Here is an 18,911-nt window from a genome sequence, read left to right on the forward strand (position 1 = left end):
TCGATCGCCCAATCCAAACTCGATCTAAGAGATTTGAAATAAAAACGTAACCAGGTCTCCTTTGCCAAGAGAGATGCGGTCTCCCGGTCGCAACCGGTGCCGGTTTCCCTTGGGCAGCGGAGTATTGTTGACGTAAGTACCGTTGGAACTGCCTACATCTTCAAGGTAGCAAGCATCTCCCTCCACCCGGAGATTTGCGTGTACGCGAGAAACTATCTCAGAATTAGCAAATCCGGAAACATCAATATCCGGCGGCACTAAGTCATTTGGCTTGCCTATGTGAACCACAGACAGACTGTGAGGCAATTCCATCGGTGTATTTGTCTGAACGTGTAGCAGGCGCGCCGACTGCTGTTGCAGTTGAGTTTTAGCTACACCTGGCTGTGGGGCCGGAACCGGGGGAGAGGTATTTACTGGTGTTGCCACTGATTCAGTTGTAACAGGAACCGAGGGCGAAGGCGGGGGTTCTGGAATCGTAGGAATGCTGGCGGGAGTTTTTTCCAAGTTGGGCCCATTATTTAGGGTAACTAGAGGTTCCATTGCCATCAGGGGTTCGCTTGGCGGTAAATCCGGCATCGGTGACGATACCACTGTGGGGCCCACAGGCGAGGGGGACGCTACTGTCACCCCAACTTCTGGAACTATGGAACCCGGACGCAAGTTAAAGCCGCACTGACCGCAAAACGCTGCATCTGTCTGAACAGCAGCACCGCAGTTCGAGCAACTTGCGGTAACAGGTAAAGGCGTGTAGCAAGCCTCGCACTGGCTGGCCCCGTCGGGGTTCTGGTGATTGCAATTGGGACAGACAATCATCGATTTCTCCTTGCTATCGGCCAGATTTTCAAATCAGCCTCATAAAAATAGTCGTGTATATGGTCAAATTTTAACTTTAACCGCCACAATTCTTATATTGCTTCGCTAATACTAGCAACTGAGCTGACGCCGTGAGGTTGGCGGTGATGGGGAAGATTTAGTTAGTGATACTGCTGACTGTGTTGGCAGTGGGCGGATATATCTGCTATTTTACTGCTTCGCCAGCAGCCGCATCGAGCAGCCACCAAAGTTCGCCCTCTGGTTGAACGAGTCTGGCTGGATAGGTCATTCCATCGGCTGCGGGGGCAAAAATTTGAGCTAGGGCAGGTTGTTTGCTGGCTCCTGCGACCATGAAGAGGACGCACCGGGCGCGGTTGATTAAGGGGACTGTAAAGGTGATGCGGGGTTGACCGTCTTTGTTGCCGACAGTTACTAGGGCGTCGCGGACTTGCAAGGCTGCTGTGCCGGGAAATAGAGAGGCTGTGTGGCCGTCGTCCCCTATGCCCAATAGAATGATGTCGAAAGCAGGAAACTCGCCGTCGGATACTTTGAAGAACTGCTGCAATTCGGTTTGGTGCGCCGAAGCGTCGTCTGCGGGGTCGCCGGCGCCTGTGGGCATGGGGTGGATGTTGCTGGCGGGGATATTTACTCGATCGAGCCAGGCTAGGCGCGCCATTTTTTGATTGCTGTCTGGGTGTTCTGGGGGAACGTAGCGTTCGTCGCCCCAGAAAACGTGAATTTTGTCCCAAGGGAGATCTTGGGCTGCGATCGCTCTGTAAAGCGGTTCTGGTGTGCTTCCGCCCGCTGCGGCGATCGTACAAACTCCGCGTTCTGCTATGGCTGCGGAGATTTTTGACAGGACAATCTCAAGCGATCGATCTATTAATTCTTCCCGATTTGCTAATACTTCTACTATTTTTTTCATTAATTTCCTCTCAACTTTCCTTGGGTGTTGTTCTGAGCAATTGTCAATTTTGCCTTAACATTTTGCTTTGAGGTCGATCGGCTGACACGTCTTGCAGGCTCAACACCATGTCCCCTCGAATTTTATCATCTTATGCCCCTTGATTGAGGAAAGCAAGACATATTTCTACCAGTGCGTTATGGATTTTCATCTGTTGCATTGATTTCGCAACTTTCAATCAAAAGTCCGATCGCACTGAAAGCATCTCTGCAGAGAGTAAAAATCGTTTTTTGGGAGTGTTCCCGCACAGCAAAGTACATACATATAGCGAGACGATGGCACACGGACAGTAAAAGCACAACGGAGATGCTCCCGATCGCACTTACCCAGGGACAGCAAAAATAATCAAGATTGATGTGGTAGAGTAGGAAAAATAGTTTTAAATCCGCACGCTCGGATGGAAGCAAAACTATGTCAAGTTTTAAGCGATTTCCTACATCTGTCCGCTATCTGATAGCGCGGTTGCGCCACTGGTCGCAACCGGCGGTTTGGGCACCGTTAGCGGTGCTGTGTGCGGGGGGGGTATTTATCTGGGAGGTCTCTGTACATCCAGAAAGGTTGAGCATAGATGGCGAAGAAGAAGCAGCCTCAAACAATGCAGCTTCGCTGCCGGGGCTGTCTGCGGAAGATAGCGCCATTGCGGCTGAAATCGACAGCTTACCAGTGCTAGTCAATCAGTTAAATCGCTCTAATTCAGAGTTCGGTTTGTTAAATTCATCAGTAGTCAAAAGCCAAGGTTTATTTGAGGAAATTCGCGATCGGGGCTTAGTAATTCCTCAGCCATCTTCAGCCTCCAAGCAGGTGGCAAGAAACAGATTATTGCCCTTGCCAAATTTAGCAGCAAATCCTGCTGTCGGGGCCGCAAACAATAACCCGCAAAATTCTAGCTTGGCAAGTTCAAACGCGACATCAGCTTTGAGTTTATCTGGCAGTGGGGAACCCATTTCCGCAATAAAAACGATCGAGCCTGAGTCTAGGGATACAGCGACATCAACTTTATCGCAGGCGTCGAGTGGTGCTAATTCAGGCAAACAAAACGAAAATTCTCTTCCTTTGAGTCCGCTGCAAGCAGCTATGAAAAAATACGTCGTTGCTAACACAGCAGCAACGGCGGCTGCGGCTCAGAAAACAGCAGACTCGGCAAAATTGCTCGATCGACCGGCTTCGGCTGCGGCAAATGCGGCAAATGCGGCAAATTTGCTCCCAACTACCGCTACAGCTCAAGCTGGAGCAAATCCTGTGAATGTTCCCGCAGCACTTCCCCCAGTTGTGACTCCGACAAATACTGCGATCGAGGAATCTCAAGAATTCTTAAAGCCGACAGCTACAGTCCCTGAATCATTTCCTGGGTTAAATTCCAGAGTACCGAACCTCCCCGAAATTAATGCAGGGGCTGCAACGGTGGCTTTGCCGAAAAATCCCTACCAAACTAATTTATCTGGTTCCGGCTTCGCACCTGAAGTTCAACCTGCTGCACTTCCAGTAGCCATACCTTCGCCAACACCTTTACTTCCCAATGTCGGTCAATCCCCCTTTCCGAGTACGATCGGGGGAAGCAAGATAATTAGCCCTCAATTCTCTCCAAATTCAGCGAATTCTCAATTTCAAACAGCTCCACAAAGTCAGCTTAACTTGCCGGATCAGCCTAACTTTGGAGTTGTTCCCCAAAATACAAATCAGGGCGTGCAGCCCATTCAACCTCAAACTTTTGCTACACCCCGCTCCCTGGCTCCGGGACGCTACATTGGCGGCGGCGAAATCAATACTTTTTCTAATCCTTAAATGAAGGAAGTTCGGCAACAAAAACGATAAGCTGTCGGGCATCTTAATTTTACAGTCAAGTTTGATGACATTCTGGTGGGGTGTCCCGCCCACCAGAAAAATACAACGCAAGATGCCCGACAGCTTATATCAATTCCCAATACTTAGGCTAGGCGGTTCCTGAGCGAAGTCGAAGGGCAGTACAAGTTCCCAATTACCCATTCCTAATGTTATTGGTAAAACTTACCTGGAGGCTGCCCGCACCAACAACAATCCTCCGATTCCCAAGCCAAACATTATCGGCAGCCAAGCCGACAGAATTGGAGTCAAAACAGCTTTCACACCCATAGAACTGGTGATGAAAGAAAATACGTAGTAAGCAAAAATCACAACTACGCTAATACCAAAACTCGTTCCTCTGCCGGAGCGGCGCGGTTGAGTTCCCAAAGCTGCTCCCACTAAACCAAATACCATGCACACGAAAGGAAAAGCATATTTTTCTTGAATTCGCACCTTTAATTTGCGAATTTGCGGTTCGTCACCGCTGTTCTTAATGATATCCAAACGCTCTACAGCTTGGGCAATGTTCATTTCCTTGAAATCCCGGACTCTCGCAGCTAAATCTAAGGGCGTGCGGGGGAGTTGCAACTGCTGGTGTTGAAACCTAACTATATTGCGGTAAGAGCCATCAGGAGCTACTATATAAGCGGTTCCGTTGAAAAAATCCCAGGTATTTTCTGAGGGATTCCAAGTAGCGGATTCTGAAGAAACGATTTGATTGAGGCCTGGGGTGGAGCGATCGATAATTGTTAAACCTTTCATTCGCTGGCCGTCAAATTGTTCTGCATAAAAAAAGCGGGCCAGGGTTTCGTCGCCACCTTTTTCTGGTTTGCGAAATTCTGTGTAGATAATATTTCTATCTTGAAATGTCGGTTTTTCTCGCTTCAGGGCTCTGTCTAAAGTCAGAGTAGCTCTGTAGCTGGCGGCGGGTACGACTAACTCTTGCAAACCAAAGGTGAAGCCGGCAACAATTAAACTCATAATCACTGCGGGCAGTATTAATCGGTAAACGCTAACTCCGCAACTGCGGAGGGCGATGAGTTCGCTGTCGCTGGACATTCGGCTGTAGGCCATTAAGGTTGCTAGCAGCATTGACATCGGGAAAGCCAATACTACGAAGTAGGGAATTTGCAGCAGAAAAATTTCTAGGGCTGCGCCGTAGGGGAGGCCGGATTCTGTTACTCTGCGGACTAATTCAAATAAGGCTCCAACTGTGACGGCGACGGATGTAAAGAGTCCGACGCCAAAGAGAAATGGCCCGATTAGTTCTTTGGTAATGTACCAGTCCATTACTGAAATTCTCGGCAGCCAGTTGATGGGATTCAAAGAATTGGATATTGCTATTTTCATAGTGGCGCGTTGTCGCAGATTGCTCCTCAATCTAACATCTAAAATCTCAAATTCGACCGTTTGCCGAATGCATTCAAAAGACTATCGCACGAAGCTGTCGCCCAAGTAATACTGCCGCACTAAAGGGTTGCTGTAGAGTTCTTCTTCAGCCCCGGAGGCTAAAATTTGGCCGTCTCGCATGATGTAGGCTCGATCGGTAATTTCAAGGGTTTCTCGGACGTTGTGATCGGTGATGAGGATGCCGATTTTGCGATCGCGCAGTTTGGCAATAATGGTTTGAATTTCGTCTACGGCGATCGGATCGACGCCTGCAAACGGTTCGTCTAAAAATAGGAACATGGGCCCGTCTCGCCCTGCGGCTAATGCTCTGGCTAGTTCAGTCCGCCGCCTTTCTCCCCCCGATATTTGAATTCCCAAACTGGATGCTATTTTTTCCAAGCGAAATTCTTGCAATAGGAAATCGACTCGATCGCGCCATTCCCAGCGCGGCACTTGAGTTTGTTCTAGGACTAACAAAATGTTGTCGCGCACGCTCATGTTCCGGAAAATGCTTGCTTCTTGAGCGAGATAGCCAATTCCCAAATGCGCTCGCTGGTGCATCGCCAATTTAGTGATGTCTAAATCGTTTAGCCAAACAGTGCCTTGATTTGGTTTTTCTAATCCGGTTGCTATGTAAAATGTTGTGGTTTTGCCGGCACCGTTGGGGCCGAGCAGTCCTACGATTTCTCCTTGGCTTACCGAAAGATTGACGCGACTGACTACATTGCGTTTTCCGTAAGATTTGTGAATATTTTCGAGTACAATTTTCATTTTCGCCGAGGCAACCTCTACAAGCTAAATTTCAGACTGCGGGTTTGTGCGATGAGTCTCTAATTTAAATTTTACCTTTTCAATTTTGTTAGTTTTATAAAGACGAAATTTCGCATCTATCCCAAGTAGTATGTTTTGGCTGAGGCGAAATTTCGCTGCTGCGAGCCACTGTTACCGGGGGGCTGTAGTTGGACGTGGGGAGCCCACTGCATTTTGGGCTGCCGCATCTTGTTCCGGGGCAACCAGATAGACAGATTCTACCTGCCCTGGGTTGTCTGGCAGGGCAATAAACCGCCCTTCGTCGATGAGGTATGTTATGGTTTCGCCGCGCAGACTGTTGCCCTGCTGCAATACGTAAACATCTCCGCTGAGAATGATCCGGCGCTCGCGGCTGAAATATTGAGCTTGAGCAGCAGTTGCTTGTATTTGGCGGGCTGGATAGTTGATTTGGACGTTGCCGCGGGCTGTCACGATGCCGGTTTTGGAGTCGGCTTCTTGAATGTCCGATCGCACGCTGAGAGTGCGGGGCGGCGCGGCTTGCGGGTAGGTGGGAGAGGCTATCGCGCCTGCCAGAGTGAGGGGCAAAAGCAGCGATAATCCTTTGAATATTCGGGAATTGAGTAGTTTAGCGGAGGGCATCATAAGCTTGGAGCCTCAAAATTTGTGAAATTGCTGAAGGGTACGATCTCCAGTTAGGTATTTTATCTTAACGGCCAGAAAGATTTTCGCGCTTGTCGATCGATTGACCCGAGAGTCTCAACCAATTATCCTAGCAAGACAACAGCGAATTTAATTGGCTATTTTGCTGAGTGGCTGCAACTGTCTTAACCGAGAACCGGCAAGATGCTCGTTCCACAGCAAATCAATCTGCTTGTACAGCGGGCAAGAAAGCCAGCCCTCCTCTGTGTAAAGGCCAAGTCTGCTGCACACCCTAATACCAACATTTATTTAACCTTTATTTAACTTTTTGGTACTTTGATAATTCGCGGCAATTGTAAGCCTGCGACTTCTCTACCTGCGAACAACGGTACAAATTTAGCTACTTCTTCCGGGCCAGCTTGTTGCAAAGCGCTCAAAAGTTTAGCACTTTGTCCGAGCAACTCTTCAACGGCAATTCCGGCATAACTCGGCTGATAATAACTGAGCCGATTTATTCCTTCTCCCAGCAAGATTACCGCACCGCGCCAGTTTTGATTTCCTAAGTGATAAAGCGCGACCGCAATTTGCAATGTTCCCTGATAAAACCTTTTTTCCGGCTCGCCGGCTTCCATCCACAAAGCCTCTAAAGTATCGTGACAAGCGTAAAATTCTTGGCTGTTAAACTGTTCGATACCTTGCCAAAATTCGACTGGGATTTCCTCTATCATTCGATTGGAGATTCGGGATTTTCGAGGGCGGATGCGTCTTTGAGTAGGCGGCGATCGATTTCTTTTAAATAGCTTAGTCTTAAAAATAGGAAAAACAACGACCTGTTTTCAAAACTCCTGCCATTTCACGACCGCCTACTTAACCGATTACATAGTGTCTCTGACAGCTTGAATCTGATCCATTCCAATTTCCTGATTAGTTCCAGCGAAATCGTTATCTGGCGTCAGAAATAACATACAGTGACACTCTTTGCGCTCGCGCATGGGAATGCAGGGACAGTTCCAGTAGGCGGCTTTTACTTCAGCTTCTTTATCTTCGTAATGGCGACAAGGGCATAAGGGAGCACCTAGTTCATCCTTGTGTTTTGCTAGTCCTTCTATCACGACAGCAGTGACGGAAGGCTCGGAACAAAAGTATGTTCCCGTTCGCTTGGCGTAGGTTTCGGAGAAATTCTTCATCGCCTCCAAAGTTTTTTCGTTGGAGAGTTTAGATTTTTCTGTTGTGTTCATAGTTTAGGATCGGAGTTGGGGATGCTACGAGCTTTTGACAATTGTAGCGCAGAATGTGATTTTAAACACTTGTACATTTCTGTTTACTTACAAGGAAGAAAACCTTGACAAACATTGAGTTTTAGGTTGTTGGTTTTTTAGTGGTTTTTGTCTATCCCGGAGGGTGCGGGAAACTTGTGGCAGACCGGGTTTTTGGAGCTGCCAAAAGATTTTGGCGATCGATCGCCCTCCACAATCATCCCCCAAAGGGGATAAAAATCGGATAAGATAGCACAGCCCTGTCCCTGTTAGTGGCATCAGATGGCAACTTCCCCGAACCGCACCCGCACCCGCAGCAAAAAATCTCCTCCCTCTGGGCTGATTTGGCCGGCTGACACCGAGTTAGTCGGATTAGTGTTTGAATTGACTCCCGGCGCTGCTAGCTATCTGTACGCGCAGTATGCTATAGGTTTGCACGCTTGGTTTTTAGGTCAAGTACAGCAAACCGATCCGGATTTATCGCAACTTTTGCACGATGAACAGTCCGAAAAAGCCTTTACTATTTCGGGATTGGAAGGTGATTTGCTCCCCGGTGGCAGAGAATTTCAGCTTTTGGGCGATCGAATTTATCGCTGGTACGTAACAGGACTTTCAAAGCGAGTAGTGCAGTGGCTGAGTCAGTGGTTGCAAAATTTGCCCGAAGAGATAGATTTGCGAAATGCTCCGCTGCTAATTCGCTCTTGGGATATTGCTTTTGCTCCCACAACTTACCAGCAATTATTAACAGCAGAACCCCCCTTTTCGCCCACCATCAAACTTAGTTTTGTGACTCCTACAAGCTTTCGTAGCAAAGGCCATCACTTCCCTTTGCCAGTTCCCGAAAATGTTTTTCACAGCTATTTGCGCCGCTGGAATAACTTTTCGGGGGTAAATTTTGACCAGGCAGAATTTTTGAATTGGATTGATGAAAATGCAATTATTAGCCGCCACAAATTGGAGTCGCAAAAGGTAGCGGCCGGCAAAAAAGGCATGGTAACGGGGTTCACTGGGGCTGTGGAATTTGGGCTAGGGCGATCGGCTCACAATCGCCCTGATTTTGTACAATTATTTTATGCTTTGGGGCGGTTAGCGCCTTATTGCGGCACTGGCCACAAAACAACTTTTGGATTAGGACAAACGCGAGCACAATGGTTGACAGAAGCGCTACCTGAAGTGTCGATACAAAGCGTATTGGCGGCGCGAATAGATGAATTGACACAGAAGTTTATGGCGCACAGAAAGCGTACAGGCGGAAGTCGCGCTGCTGAGATTGCTGAAACTTGGGCGACGATTTTGGCGCGCCGGGAATTGGGGGAATCTTTGTTTGATATTGCTGCTGATTTGGAAATGCCTTATGAAACTGTGAAAACTTATGTGAAGTTGGCAAGAAGGGCTTTGAAAGTGGAGGATTAGCGCGAATTAGTTGACTGTTGACTGTTGAATGATGACTGCTGACTGTTGACTGTTGACTGTTGACTGCTGAATGATGACTGCTGACTGTTGACTGTTGACTGCTGAATGATGAGTGATAACTACTGACTACTGACTAATTGACTAATGACTGACGACTGCTGACTAATGACTCTTAGTAAATAGGTATATGTCGTCTCGCTGATATTTGAGTTTAAATTGAGGGTTGTTTTTTAGTTTAGTTATAAGGTTTTGCACAAACGCTCGATCGCTCATCCAGCCAGGATATCTGAGGTTCAGCAATACATAATCAAATTCTGCGAGATTGGCAGGCGGCGCGTTAGCCAGAGTTATTTTGACGACAGGGCGGTGCGCTAAATGCGGAGCAATCTGAGCATTTGTTAAAACACTGCCTTTGGTTTCAACAAGAGAAATTGCTGCTTTGGTAGCTGGCAAAGTGTCCAGCCCATTTAAATAAATAGTCCAAAAATAGCCGTATTTCGCTAAAGCTAAGAAAGCAATCAACGACCAAATTACAATGACTCTAGGCAATGAATAGTTAGGAAGGGGCAATCTATCAAATATTGTCTTTCCCTTTTGCTGATTGCTATCTGCTAAACTGGAAATTACGGCAACCAACAAAAACGGCAATATCGGCACAGAATATTGATGAATTAAATCCCGCTGAGCGGGGATGTCGGAAAGAATATTCATCGCCAACATTGGCACAGCACTAATTAAAGATGACAGATGACGCGGAGACAGCCACCAAATTATAGGTAATACCAATAAAGCTAAATATTCAAAAGTATCTAAAGAAAACAAACGCCCTAAAACTAGATTGGGTTTCACTATTAAATTAATAGCAATTTCCAAAACCGAGTTTCCCAAATATTGATATCGCCCGATTCCCGCGTGTTCTCTTCCCTGATTAAAATACGGTATAACTGCCTGAGTAGCTACCAGGAACCAACCCGCGCCTAGAAAGAGAGCTATGAGCCCACAATTGCGTTTTTTGTCAAAACACAACAGCCACAAACCCATCGCAGCCACAGTTAAAGATAGCACGGCTTTGCAGCTCAAAACTAATACAATAGCAGCACAAAACCACAAGGTTTTATTCAGCCTTGCGGCTAAGATTGCTGCTAGCAGTGCTGGCAAAGCAATTACTTCTGGGTGGAAGTCGAAGAGATTGACATTAAATACTGCGGGATAAAGCAGATATACGGCTGAAATTGCAATTGCTTTTCGTTCGTTTAATCCCGCTTGACGTGCCAAACTCCAAGTCGGCCAAGCGCCTAAAGCTAGGGAAACAGCTTGCACTAAAAAAAGCCAGTGAACATCGGGATATATTTTGTAAAGTAAAGCTAGTGGATAGAAAATAAAAGCGGCGTGATCGCCCCAAATATTTATTGCCATTAAAGAGGAAAAGGGCGTTTGATTTTGGGAGATTAAATAAATTGCTTGGTCAAAAATTGCTAAGTCGAATGCAGTTGACTGAAACAAAGCGTGCCGCGCGCTGCTGGCGGTAAATAAGACTATCGTTGTCACGACAATCATTAAAAATACTGGATGAGATTTTAGGGATTTTAAAGTTAGCATTTTATTGGTTTAATCAGCGATTCGTTTAAATAGCAGAACTTCGTTTTTTTGATAAGTTAAGTGAAAATCGCGAGATTTTTTAAGTTGATTTGCTAAGGTATTACCAAGTTTTTCAGTATCAGGCCAGGGATGGCGCAGGTTTAATAATATGTATTGAAATTCAGCTAAATTTGTTTGGGGCGAAATTTGTGAAAGCAATTTTACTATTGGGCGGTGGGCAAAGTGAGGGCCAAGTCTATTATCTGTTAAAATACTGCTTTGGGGTTGAACTTGCGCGACTGCTTCGCGTGTAGCTTGCCAGGTATCTAGTCTATTTAGGTACAGATAAAAATCTTTATATTCGCCCAGAAATAGGAAAATTATTAACGACCAAATTATCATGATTCTCGGCAATTGAAGCCCCAGCCTGAGTTGAGGAAGTCGGAAATTCTTAAATGGTAAATTTGCAAATTTGCTAGAGTAAAATTTGGGCAAATTTACAGATGTGAAAAACAGTTGCTTATTTGCTTTATCCTCTTCCTTGTTTTCTCTTATTGCTTCCCTCTTCCTTGTTTCTTCCTTCGCGATAGCTGCTAACAATAAAAAGGGAATTACAGGCACTGAATACTGATAGGCTAAGCTGCGTTGAAAAGGCAAGTCAGAGAGAATATTGATGAGCAGGGTAGGGATGGCAGGAATTAGCGCTGTTAGATATTGTATCCGTAGTTTGCCCGAGAATGGCAATAGCAGCCAAATCACAGGTAAGGTGAGGAGAAATAAATATTTGAATGTATCGAATGAAAGGATTTTTCCTAATACTAACTGTGGTTTTAATATGAGATTGATGATGATTTCTAGTACGGATTTTCCTAAATAGCTGTAGCGCCCGACTCCAGCGACTTCGTTTCCGCTAAAAAAGGGGATGATTTTCTGGGAAGCTATCAAAAACCAAGCTGCACCGAGCAAAAGTGCGATCGCCCCGCACCGTTGCTTTTTATCGCAAAAAAACAGCCATAAACCCATAGCAGCAACGGTTAGGGACAAAACCGCCTTGCAACTCAAAATTAACAGAATAGCGGTACAAAACCACACAATTTTATTTAAACGCGCCGCCAAAATTGCTGCCAAAAGTGCGGGTAAAGCGATTACTTCCGGATGAAAATCAAATAAATTGATGTTAAATACTACCGGATAGAGCAAATAAATCAATGCGATCGCACGGGATTGTTCTTGATTTAAACCTCCCAAACGCGCTAAACTCCAGCTAGGCCAAGCCCCCAGGGATAAAGCAACTGCTTGTACCAACAGCAGCCAATGCACATCCGGGTAGATTTTGTAAAGCAAAGCTAGCGGATAATAGATTACCGCTGCATGATCGCCCAAAATATGAATCCCCATTAAAGAAGAAAAAGGCGTTTGGTTTTGGCCGATCAAGTAAATTGCTTGGTCAAAAATTCCCAAATCGAAAGCAGTGGATTGGAATAAAGCGTGCCGTAAACTGCTACACAAAAAGAAGATTGCCGCAGCAGTAGCGATCGCCCAAACCAAACTCGACGGTAGCTGCGATCGACCTTCCTCTATATTTTCGGCGATCGAGACACTGATGTCCTCACTAGAATCAGGAAAATTCTCCCTATTCTGCATGAAATCTGGCACTAACTGACCACTCAAAATATGATTACCTCGAATGTGCTTTCCACGCAATAGTTAACCGCTAATTTTAATCCCCGCAATCGTAATATTAGAATAGCCCACAAAACATTAAACAATTGTGAAAGCAATAACTCTTCTCGGCTCCACAGGCTCCATCGGCACTCAGACTCTGGATATTGTAGCTCAATACCCCGAGCAATTTCGGATTGTCGGGTTAACCGCCGGACAAAATGTAACGTTGCTGGCCCAGCAAATTCGCCAGTTTAGACCGGAGATTGTCGCGATTTGCGACGAAGATAAATTGCTGGAATTGAAGGAGGCGATCGCAGATCTCGACCCTCAACCTATTTTACTTGCGGGCGAGTCAGGCGTTGTCGAAGTTGCCAAATATGGCGACGCTCAAGCCGTCGTCACCGGCATAGTTGGCTGTGCCGGTTTGCTGCCAACAATTGCGGCTATCAAAGCAGGTAAAGATATCGCCTTAGCGAATAAAGAAACATTAATCGCAGGGGGCCCCGTTGTCAACCCCCTTATCGAAAAATACGGCGTTAAAATATTGCCTGCTGACTCGGAACATTCGGCTATTTTTCAATGCCTCCAAGGTGTTCGGGTTGGCGGGTTGCGGCGAATTATTCTCACAGCTTCGGGGGGTTCTTTTCGAGATTTGCCGATCGACAAATTAGCAGGAGTAACAGTAGCCGATGCTTTGAAACATCCAAATTGGTCAATGGGGCAGAAAATTACAATTGATTCTGCTACTTTGATGAATAAAGGATTAGAAGTAATCGAGGCTCATTACTTGTTCGGGATGGATTATGAGGACATTGATATTGTCATCCATCCTCAGAGCATAATTCACTCGTTAATTGAGCTGCAAGATACATCGGTTTTGGCGCAATTGGGCTGGCCGGATATGCGATTGCCGCTGCTTTACGCTTTGTCTTGGCCGGAGCGAATTCATACAGATTGGGAACGGCTGGATTTGGTAAAAGCTGGGGATTTGACTTTCCGAGAACCCGACCACGAAAAGTATCCTTGTATGCAGTTGGCTTATGCGGCGGGACGTGCGGGCGGTTCGATGCCTGCGGTGCTGAATGCGGCCAACGAACAGGCGGTAGCGCTGTTTTTGGAGGAGAAGATTCAGTTTTTGGATATTCCGAAGTTGATTGAGAAGGCGTGCGACAAACATCAAGCCGATAACTGTGAAAGTCCTGCTTTAGACGATATTTTGGCCGCGGATCGGTGGGCGCGGCAGGAAGTTTTGGCAGAGAGTATGGAATTGGGCGATCGTATTCTTTCGGTTCGCTAATTGTATCAGCAGACTTGCACTTACCCACAAGTCCGCTGGGGAATTAATACCCCGTCTCATAGCTAAAGTTGGTTGAAATTGAGATATTGCACCATTCTCAATAAGCCTTTTAGGAACAGGCAAGATGCCTGTTCCACAAGAAAATTCACTCTTTGTGGAACAGGCATCTTGCCTGTTGCTGACAATGGTGCAAGATGTGAGTTGAAACCGACTGCCCAACTTTAATAAATATTTAGTTTTCTTTGAGAGGACTTTAGCTATGAGACACGGGTTTCCCCCCCTGACGGACTATGCCAAAAAGTGCAAAATATCGCCCAAACCATGTTAAAAGTTGACCGGATGTTAGCCTTTTATAGACTAACTCCGAACTTTTGCCGCCAAATCAGCCGCACTCATCTTTTCGTACATTTCAAAAGGTTGGTGAATCCAAGGATTGTCAGCCAAATAATCTACATAATAATCCGGCTTTGCAACAGAACAAGCCTTGTACCAGAGTACAGCAGTCCGAATTTCCTGAATATCCTCGCCGTAGCGAATCTTCAGCCAAGCGATACCTTGCTCTAAACTAATTCCCGAATCCACCAAATCGTCAATCAGGAGAATGCGACTGCCCAAATTATCGCCCACCATTGTCAAATCGCGGGCAAACTCGATCGCACCCCGGACTTTTCCCTCGGCCCCACCATAGGACGAGGCAGCTAAAATGGCCAGAGGTTTGTCGAAAATCCGCGACAGAGTATCTCCAACCCGCAGCCCTCCCCTCGCCAGACAGACAATGCGATCGAATTTCCACTGAGATTCCTGAATTTTTACAGCCAAATCCTCAATTTTCCGATGGTACTCAGACCAAGAAACGTAAAGGTTACTCATTCCTAATATTATTGAAATATCAAAGGTATTATTAATTATTTTGGGGAAAATGACATGGATGCAGAGGAACTTCTCAGACGGTATGCAGCCGGAGAACGGGTTTTTCACAAAGCAGACCTGAGCGGTGCTCATATGTCAAGGACAAATTTGCGCGATATTGACCTGAGTCACGCTAATTTAAAAGGTGCAAATTCGCTCGGCCTCACCCTCTACAGAGCTAATCTGTATCAAGCAGATATCAGCCAAGCCAACCTCTCTCAAGCCAACCTCATGTCCGCTAATTTTGGCGAATGCGAGGCGGTGGGAGCGAATTTGAGCGGAGCCATCTTGCGGAGTGTCGTCTTCAGCGGGGCCGATTTAACGGGGGCGAGTCTCAGGGGTGCAGACATGAGAGATGCAAACCTTCAGGGGGCAATTTTGATTCAAGTTTATGCAGTCAACGCTAACTTGCAAGGTGCAAACTTGACAGAAGTAAAGCTTTGCGGAATCAACCTGAGCAAAGCAAATTTAACCGATGCGAACTTAACACAAGCTGACCTCAGCCGTGCTAACCTAACTCAAGCAAATCTGAGTTGGGCAAATTTAACGGAAGCAAATCTGGAAAAAGCTGATTTGAAGGGAGCCGATTTGAGCGGAGCTAACTTGAGCTGTGCAAATCTCCATCAAGCAGATTTGAGCGGAGTTTCCCTTAAGGGAGCAAATCTCCGGGGAGCAAACTTGCATCAAGCTTCTTTGCGCGGGACAAATTTGGATGAAGCGAATCTGAGAGAGGCCATGATGCCTGACGGCACAATCTCTGACTAAATAAGCTGAGAAAATAGAAGTTAAAACAGCAGGGTGCCTGTGGCGCACCCTACATTTATGCTAATGCCTGATTTTTTTAAGGGATTTAATTCTGCCTTCAAGTGACAGTGCATTTAAAGAGTAGTGGCAAAAAATTTAGAACCGAGTTTAATCTACAACTTTCAGCCAGCCGCGGCGAACTGCGTGGAGCAAGCGGTTGATGGCTGTTTGATCTTCTTCGGTAAGACTGTCATTTAACAGCGCTGTCTTGAGCTGTTGTCGGTGAGTGGGAGTCAGCAGACCGGAGTGATATACCTGAAAGACTAGCTCTGCAATAGTAAATTGAGGTAAAAGCGTTTGGGTTGTCATCATGTGTTTGTTTTTTGAACTCACTTTTGACAGTATTGACTGATTTCCCCAATGTTTATGTGATTTAACTACGCAATTATATGTGATCGATTCGCTCTTAATTGGTGATTTGTGTCAGCCGGATTTGGGGCTCGGATGTTTTCTCGCTCGCCCTGCAACTCGAAACACAAACTCCGTCCCGATTTCTCGCTTTTGGCCACTCCCAAATCTATACTTGTTGTCAAGAAACTCTGACAAATAAAATAATATTTATCTATTATCTAGATGATTAATGACGGCTAATTAATGACTGCTAACTAAATCGATCGACTTAATTAAATCTAAAAGTTTTACGCTGTTGAGACATCTGCCTTTGGTTACATTTACCGAAGGTCTTGGCGTGGGGTTTTTTCCGTGGATATACTTAATACAGCAGATTCCAGGCAAATAGAGTACACCTTAATCCCAAGCACTTACCAAAATAGTTGACAACCCTTGCAACCGTACTCCATAAACCTGAAAATTGCTGTAACTGCTGACTACAGGCTACTGACTGCTGACTGCTTCAGATCAAAAATCCCGGCTTCTTCAAGAAACCGGGTTCGAGCTTTTCGATCGCAGTACAACTTTTTTTGGAGAGGGTTAATGCAGCGACCTGCTCACGAAAATCTTATTGTTGGCAAAGCTTGACAGGAGAGAAAGTAGAAATACTCATCTCAACTTCTTGTGTAATAGGACTAATCGGAAATCCTGACCCATCCGCGGCGGATGGCGTGAAGCAGGCGGTTGACTGCATCTCGGGCATCTTCGCTGAGAGCGCTTTCGCAGAGTGCGGGCAGTCCGTGGCTTTGAGTGCGAGTCAGATTGCCTGAACGGGTGACTTGATAGAACAGTTCAGCGATCGCGCGATCGGATTTTAAAGTCAGAGCTTGCATGAAATATCGTTGAACTCGACTATTGTAGTATCGAGGATTTGAGAAAAGAGTAGGGTGATAGCAGTCGGCTAAGCTGTGCGATCGTTCTTAGCTCCATTTGTGACCGAAGTCTGCGAGTATACGTGAGTTAAATCACAGATAACCAAAAACCTCGATCGCATAAGCTGTCATTGCGGTGGTAGCCTCAAGGTTTGACTAAACCTCGAAAATTCCTGAGCGCAAGACTTTTAGCCCCCAGCGCCGCTGCACAGCGGGAGTGAGTCCCCTCTACATCCCAGGCTCTGGACTCGGAGAACTGTGAAACTTTGGGTTTTAGACACTTGCAGCTTGCACCACAGGGCCTAAAGTTGCGATCGGCGAGCCACACCCTGAGATACAATATTTATAAATACTTCTATCCCATCTCTAGGCAGGCAAGTAAAAAAATGATAATGATTAGCTACTTTTCGATTGCCTTAATCGTTTTTATTGTTTGGTTCAAAAGTTTTTGGAATGATACTGCGACATCTAAAAAAGACGTGATCTCTTGGATAGCATTAATAATGGGTCCTCTGTTTTGGCCTGTTGTTCTGCCCCTATCCCTTTTGCAAATTACCAGCAAAAAATCTGTTGTAAAAACAGCTCAATACGATCAAGAATTATAATAAATTGTGGAAGTAACTGGCTTAAACAAAGTCGGTTATCTCGTCCTAAACGATCCGGCGTGCATCGCTCCTCGCAGCGAGTAAATCATCTTGTTTGATGGTTAAAAAAATGCAGTTATAAGGTAGAATTAAATAAAAATCCTGAATCCTAAAACAGTATTTTTTTACCGCTCCAAATTCTGCCTTCTGCTTTTCGACCCCGCCCAAAAACGGATACAAGTTTCCCAGAGTAGTCGCCAGCCGACCAAAATTTTAGACTCTTGTTCAAGCTCCCAGATTCATCTGTGGAGTAAATCTCAAATATCAAATCGTTCGACTGAGCGCGACTCCACTAATCTCTCGCCTAACGTCTCACGGCAAAGTATCAAATCGACTGACGCCTACTTTTCTTCTGTAACATCGTGATTTAATGGTGTGGCTGAGTCAAAATTGTCAGACACAAATAGTCGGACAGCGACCGCAACATTTTTTACTCAAAGATTATCTGCCAGCTCAACCAAGCTCAAAATTAATCTGCAATATAACACGGCCTGTTGCTGGCAAAACTATAACTTCAGACATATTTTCGCCTTCCGCTGACCAACTTAAGAATTTTTATTACTTCCGGCCACTGCGCACCATTAATCGAATTTGGTAAAATCCTTGCTTAGCCTTAAAAAAAGCTAGACACCTTGCCCTGTAACCTTTTACAGCTCTATTTTTTAAAAGTGTAGCAGCTCTTACAAGCAAATTGTAGAGTTCGTTTGCGCCTAAATTGCCTAACTCTTACCGCAGTTAGATAGACAATTAAAAGCAGAGACTGCAATATGAAATAGGCAACAACTGTTTCAAATCTCAACTACGATTTATTTTGGGCGATCGGGCATCACGAATGTATAACGCGAGCAAGCGAAATTTTTAGAGGTGCTGGATTTTTGGGTTTGGGAACTTCTCAAAAAAAAGTGCCGTCACTGTATCCACATTCGCTATTTGCATAAAAAGTAGGAGTAAAAATGAACGAAGTGTCTGAGAAACCAATTTATAGAATTCTTAATCTAGTGTCGCTGCTAGCGCTGAGCTACTATGCAGCTACTTCCATCAATTATATGTTCGAGAGCGACGCTCACATCTACAGGTACGACAGCCAGAGCAATTCCAACGCCTCAACCGCGCAACTAGAAGCACACCATCGGAATAAATAGTAGAGCTTTTCTATGAATGCCGAACCAAATTTCCTGGAAATCGCTAATTGTTAATTAGCGGCTCGAAGTTAACAACTAGCAATAAAATATTTTGTGATAAGTTAATATTTTTACTTACAGCTATTTGCTATCAAAGATACTACAAGAATTAACTATCTATTTGGCTCTAAAAATAGACGACAGTCATGAAAACAGTTCAAAGCATTTTCATCAGTAATAGCATTAAGAGCTTTAGTAATCGCTTCATCAAGCACATTTGAAGTTTGAGCTGCTTAAGAACCGAGAATTACTTTGATTTTTGACCAACACAACTCGATGGAAAATAAATTCGGCGAGTAGGGAGATAAGCATTTCACTTGAACTCCGACAGATTGAATCAAACTTTCGACGGCTTAGACATGATGAACAGGTAAACTATCCATCACTAAGCTGTTGTACATTTAAATAGGGTATAATTAAAATTTAGTTGTGCGATTCGTTTAACCTAAATGGATTAAAAATCCAGGGACGGTTAGCCTAACCCCTTGGTTAGTGTAACTGATTA

18 protein-coding genes are annotated in these 18,911 nt (G+C 45.4%); 6 read left to right on the plus strand and 12 right to left on the minus strand.

The features are described from left to right. Positions 1–24 precede the first annotated feature (24 nt). Together QUA54_RS29270 and pgl are read right to left on the minus strand one after the other, a co-directional pair. The gene (locus tag QUA54_RS29270) at positions 25–813 is read right to left on the minus strand and encodes an FHA domain-containing protein (protein ID WP_333186000.1); all 789 of its coding nucleotides are present in this window, start codon (positions 811–813) and stop codon (positions 25–27) included. Between the two features lie 205 nt (positions 814–1,018). Then, positions 1,019–1,738, minus strand: coding sequence for a 6-phosphogluconolactonase (gene pgl, locus QUA54_RS29275; RefSeq protein WP_333417979.1), 720 nt, complete (start codon positions 1,736–1,738; stop codon positions 1,019–1,021). A gap of 450 nt (positions 1,739–2,188) precedes the next feature. Here pgl and QUA54_RS29280 point away from each other — a divergent pair, with 450 nt between their 5' ends. Beyond that, the gene (locus QUA54_RS29280; protein WP_333417981.1) at positions 2,189–3,559 is read left to right on the plus strand and encodes a hypothetical protein; all 1,371 of its coding nucleotides are present in this window, start codon (positions 2,189–2,191) and stop codon (positions 3,557–3,559) included. 222 nt (positions 3,560–3,781) lie between these two features. Here QUA54_RS29280 and QUA54_RS29285 read toward each other — a convergent pair whose 3' ends face one another. The 5 genes from QUA54_RS29285 to QUA54_RS29305 form a co-directional block, all read right to left on the minus strand. After that, positions 3,782–4,948, minus strand: coding sequence for an LptF/LptG family permease (locus QUA54_RS29285; RefSeq protein WP_333185992.1), 1,167 nt, complete (start codon positions 4,946–4,948; stop codon positions 3,782–3,784). A gap of 81 nt (positions 4,949–5,029) precedes the next feature. Beyond that, positions 5,030–5,758 carry an LPS export ABC transporter ATP-binding protein gene (lptB, locus tag QUA54_RS29290; protein WP_172186330.1) on the minus strand — a complete coding sequence of 243 codons (729 nt, stop codon included), beginning with the start codon at positions 5,756–5,758 and terminating at the stop codon, positions 5,030–5,032. Positions 5,759–5,929: 171 nt separating this feature from the next. Then, complete coding sequence (locus QUA54_RS29295) at positions 5,930–6,400, minus strand: LptA/OstA family protein (RefSeq protein WP_333417983.1); 471 nt, start codon at positions 6,398–6,400, stop codon at positions 5,930–5,932. A 317-nt stretch (positions 6,401–6,717) separates the two neighbouring features. After that, positions 6,718–7,125 carry a DUF309 domain-containing protein gene (locus QUA54_RS29300; protein WP_333417985.1) on the minus strand — a complete coding sequence of 136 codons (408 nt, stop codon included), beginning with the start codon at positions 7,123–7,125 and terminating at the stop codon, positions 6,718–6,720. Between the two features lie 147 nt (positions 7,126–7,272). Then, positions 7,273–7,635, minus strand: a complete 363-nt coding sequence (locus QUA54_RS29305) for a ferredoxin-thioredoxin reductase catalytic domain-containing protein (RefSeq protein ID WP_172186333.1) — start codon at positions 7,633–7,635, stop codon at positions 7,273–7,275. Between the two features lie 300 nt (positions 7,636–7,935). Here QUA54_RS29305 and cas6 point away from each other — a divergent pair, with 300 nt between their 5' ends. Continuing rightward, on the plus strand, positions 7,936–9,066 hold the full coding sequence (cas6, locus tag QUA54_RS29310) for a CRISPR-associated endoribonuclease Cas6 (RefSeq protein WP_333417987.1): 1,131 nt from the start codon (positions 7,936–7,938) through the stop codon (positions 9,064–9,066). 162 nt (positions 9,067–9,228) lie between these two features. Here the strand turns inward: cas6 and QUA54_RS29315 are convergent, their stop codons facing one another. Continuing rightward, positions 9,229–10,665 (minus strand): DUF2079 domain-containing protein, encoded by a 1,437-nt coding sequence (locus tag QUA54_RS29315; RefSeq protein ID WP_333417989.1) that lies wholly within the window; start codon positions 10,663–10,665, stop codon positions 9,229–9,231. 9 nt (positions 10,666–10,674) lie between these two features. Then, entirely contained in the window at positions 10,675–12,288 is a 1,614-nt protein-coding gene (locus QUA54_RS29320; protein ID WP_333417999.1) for a DUF2079 domain-containing protein, read from the minus strand. Positions 12,289–12,415: 127 nt separating this feature from the next. Between QUA54_RS29320 and dxr the strand changes: the two genes are divergently transcribed. Next, positions 12,416–13,606, plus strand: a complete 1,191-nt coding sequence (gene dxr, locus QUA54_RS29325) for a 1-deoxy-D-xylulose-5-phosphate reductoisomerase (protein ID WP_333417991.1) — start codon at positions 12,416–12,418, stop codon at positions 13,604–13,606. Positions 13,607–13,963: 357 nt separating this feature from the next. On the opposite strand, the gene QUA54_RS29330 is transcribed toward dxr, so the two are convergent. Then, the gene (locus QUA54_RS29330; protein ID WP_333417993.1) at positions 13,964–14,476 is read right to left on the minus strand and encodes a phosphoribosyltransferase family protein; all 513 of its coding nucleotides are present in this window, start codon (positions 14,474–14,476) and stop codon (positions 13,964–13,966) included. A 54-nt stretch (positions 14,477–14,530) separates the two neighbouring features. Between QUA54_RS29330 and QUA54_RS29335 the strand changes: the two genes are divergently transcribed. Further along, positions 14,531–15,280, plus strand: coding sequence for a pentapeptide repeat-containing protein (locus tag QUA54_RS29335; protein WP_333417995.1), 750 nt, complete (start codon positions 14,531–14,533; stop codon positions 15,278–15,280). Positions 15,281–15,427: 147 nt separating this feature from the next. Here the strand turns inward: QUA54_RS29335 and QUA54_RS29340 are convergent, their stop codons facing one another. Continuing rightward, positions 15,428–15,628 (minus strand): hypothetical protein, encoded by a 201-nt coding sequence (locus QUA54_RS29340; protein WP_172186381.1) that lies wholly within the window; start codon positions 15,626–15,628, stop codon positions 15,428–15,430. A 716-nt stretch (positions 15,629–16,344) separates the two neighbouring features. Beyond that, positions 16,345–16,542 carry a hypothetical protein gene (locus QUA54_RS29345; protein WP_333194062.1) on the minus strand — a complete coding sequence of 66 codons (198 nt, stop codon included), beginning with the start codon at positions 16,540–16,542 and terminating at the stop codon, positions 16,345–16,347. Between the two features lie 425 nt (positions 16,543–16,967). On the opposite strand from QUA54_RS29345, the gene QUA54_RS29350 reads away from it, so the two are divergent. Further along, positions 16,968–17,186, plus strand: coding sequence for a hypothetical protein (locus tag QUA54_RS29350; RefSeq protein WP_333417997.1), 219 nt, complete (start codon positions 16,968–16,970; stop codon positions 17,184–17,186). Between the two features lie 992 nt (positions 17,187–18,178). Further along, positions 18,179–18,367 carry a hypothetical protein gene (locus QUA54_RS29355; RefSeq protein WP_172186341.1) on the plus strand — a complete coding sequence of 63 codons (189 nt, stop codon included), beginning with the start codon at positions 18,179–18,181 and terminating at the stop codon, positions 18,365–18,367. Positions 18,368–18,911 lie beyond the last annotated feature (544 nt).

Origin of the sequence: Microcoleus sp. MOSTC5 (genome assembly GCF_036701825.1) — a bacterium.
Classification (GTDB): Bacteria; Cyanobacteriota; Cyanobacteriia; order Cyanobacteriales; family Microcoleaceae; genus Microcoleus; species Microcoleus asticus.

Excerpts from the sequence above, each read along its gene's own strand:
- QUA54_RS29270 (WP_333186000.1), bottom strand. The coding sequence starts at position 813 with ATGATTGTCTGTCCCAATTGCAATCACCAGAACCCCGACGGGGCCAGC.
- pgl (WP_333417979.1), bottom strand. The coding sequence starts at position 1,738 with ATGAAAAAAATAGTAGAAGTATTAGCAAATCGGGAAGAATTAATAGAT.
- QUA54_RS29280 (WP_333417981.1), top strand. The coding sequence starts at position 2,189 with ATGTCAAGTTTTAAGCGATTTCCTACATCTGTCCGCTATCTGATAGCG.
- QUA54_RS29285 (WP_333185992.1), bottom strand. The coding sequence starts at position 4,948 with ATGAAAATAGCAATATCCAATTCTTTGAATCCCATCAACTGGCTGCCG.
- lptB (WP_172186330.1), bottom strand. The coding sequence starts at position 5,758 with ATGAAAATTGTACTCGAAAATATTCACAAATCTTACGGAAAACGCAAT.
- QUA54_RS29295 (WP_333417983.1), bottom strand. The coding sequence starts at position 6,400 with ATGATGCCCTCCGCTAAACTACTCAATTCCCGAATATTCAAAGGATTA.
- QUA54_RS29300 (WP_333417985.1), bottom strand. The coding sequence starts at position 7,125 with ATGATAGAGGAAATCCCAGTCGAATTTTGGCAAGGTATCGAACAGTTT.
- QUA54_RS29305 (WP_172186333.1), bottom strand. The coding sequence starts at position 7,635 with ATGAACACAACAGAAAAATCTAAACTCTCCAACGAAAAAACTTTGGAG.
- cas6 (WP_333417987.1), top strand. The coding sequence starts at position 7,936 with ATGGCAACTTCCCCGAACCGCACCCGCACCCGCAGCAAAAAATCTCCT.
- QUA54_RS29315 (WP_333417989.1), bottom strand. The coding sequence starts at position 10,665 with ATGCTAACTTTAAAATCCCTAAAATCTCATCCAGTATTTTTAATGATT.
- QUA54_RS29320 (WP_333417999.1), bottom strand. The coding sequence starts at position 12,288 with ATGCAGAATAGGGAGAATTTTCCTGATTCTAGTGAGGACATCAGTGTC.
- QUA54_RS29330 (WP_333417993.1), bottom strand. The coding sequence starts at position 14,476 with ATGAGTAACCTTTACGTTTCTTGGTCTGAGTACCATCGGAAAATTGAG.
- QUA54_RS29335 (WP_333417995.1), top strand. The coding sequence starts at position 14,531 with ATGGATGCAGAGGAACTTCTCAGACGGTATGCAGCCGGAGAACGGGTT.
- QUA54_RS29340 (WP_172186381.1), bottom strand. The coding sequence starts at position 15,628 with ATGACAACCCAAACGCTTTTACCTCAATTTACTATTGCAGAGCTAGTC.
- QUA54_RS29345 (WP_333194062.1), bottom strand. The coding sequence starts at position 16,542 with ATGCAAGCTCTGACTTTAAAATCCGATCGCGCGATCGCTGAACTGTTC.
- QUA54_RS29350 (WP_333417997.1), top strand. The coding sequence starts at position 16,968 with ATGATAATGATTAGCTACTTTTCGATTGCCTTAATCGTTTTTATTGTT.
- QUA54_RS29355 (WP_172186341.1), top strand. The coding sequence starts at position 18,179 with ATGAACGAAGTGTCTGAGAAACCAATTTATAGAATTCTTAATCTAGTG.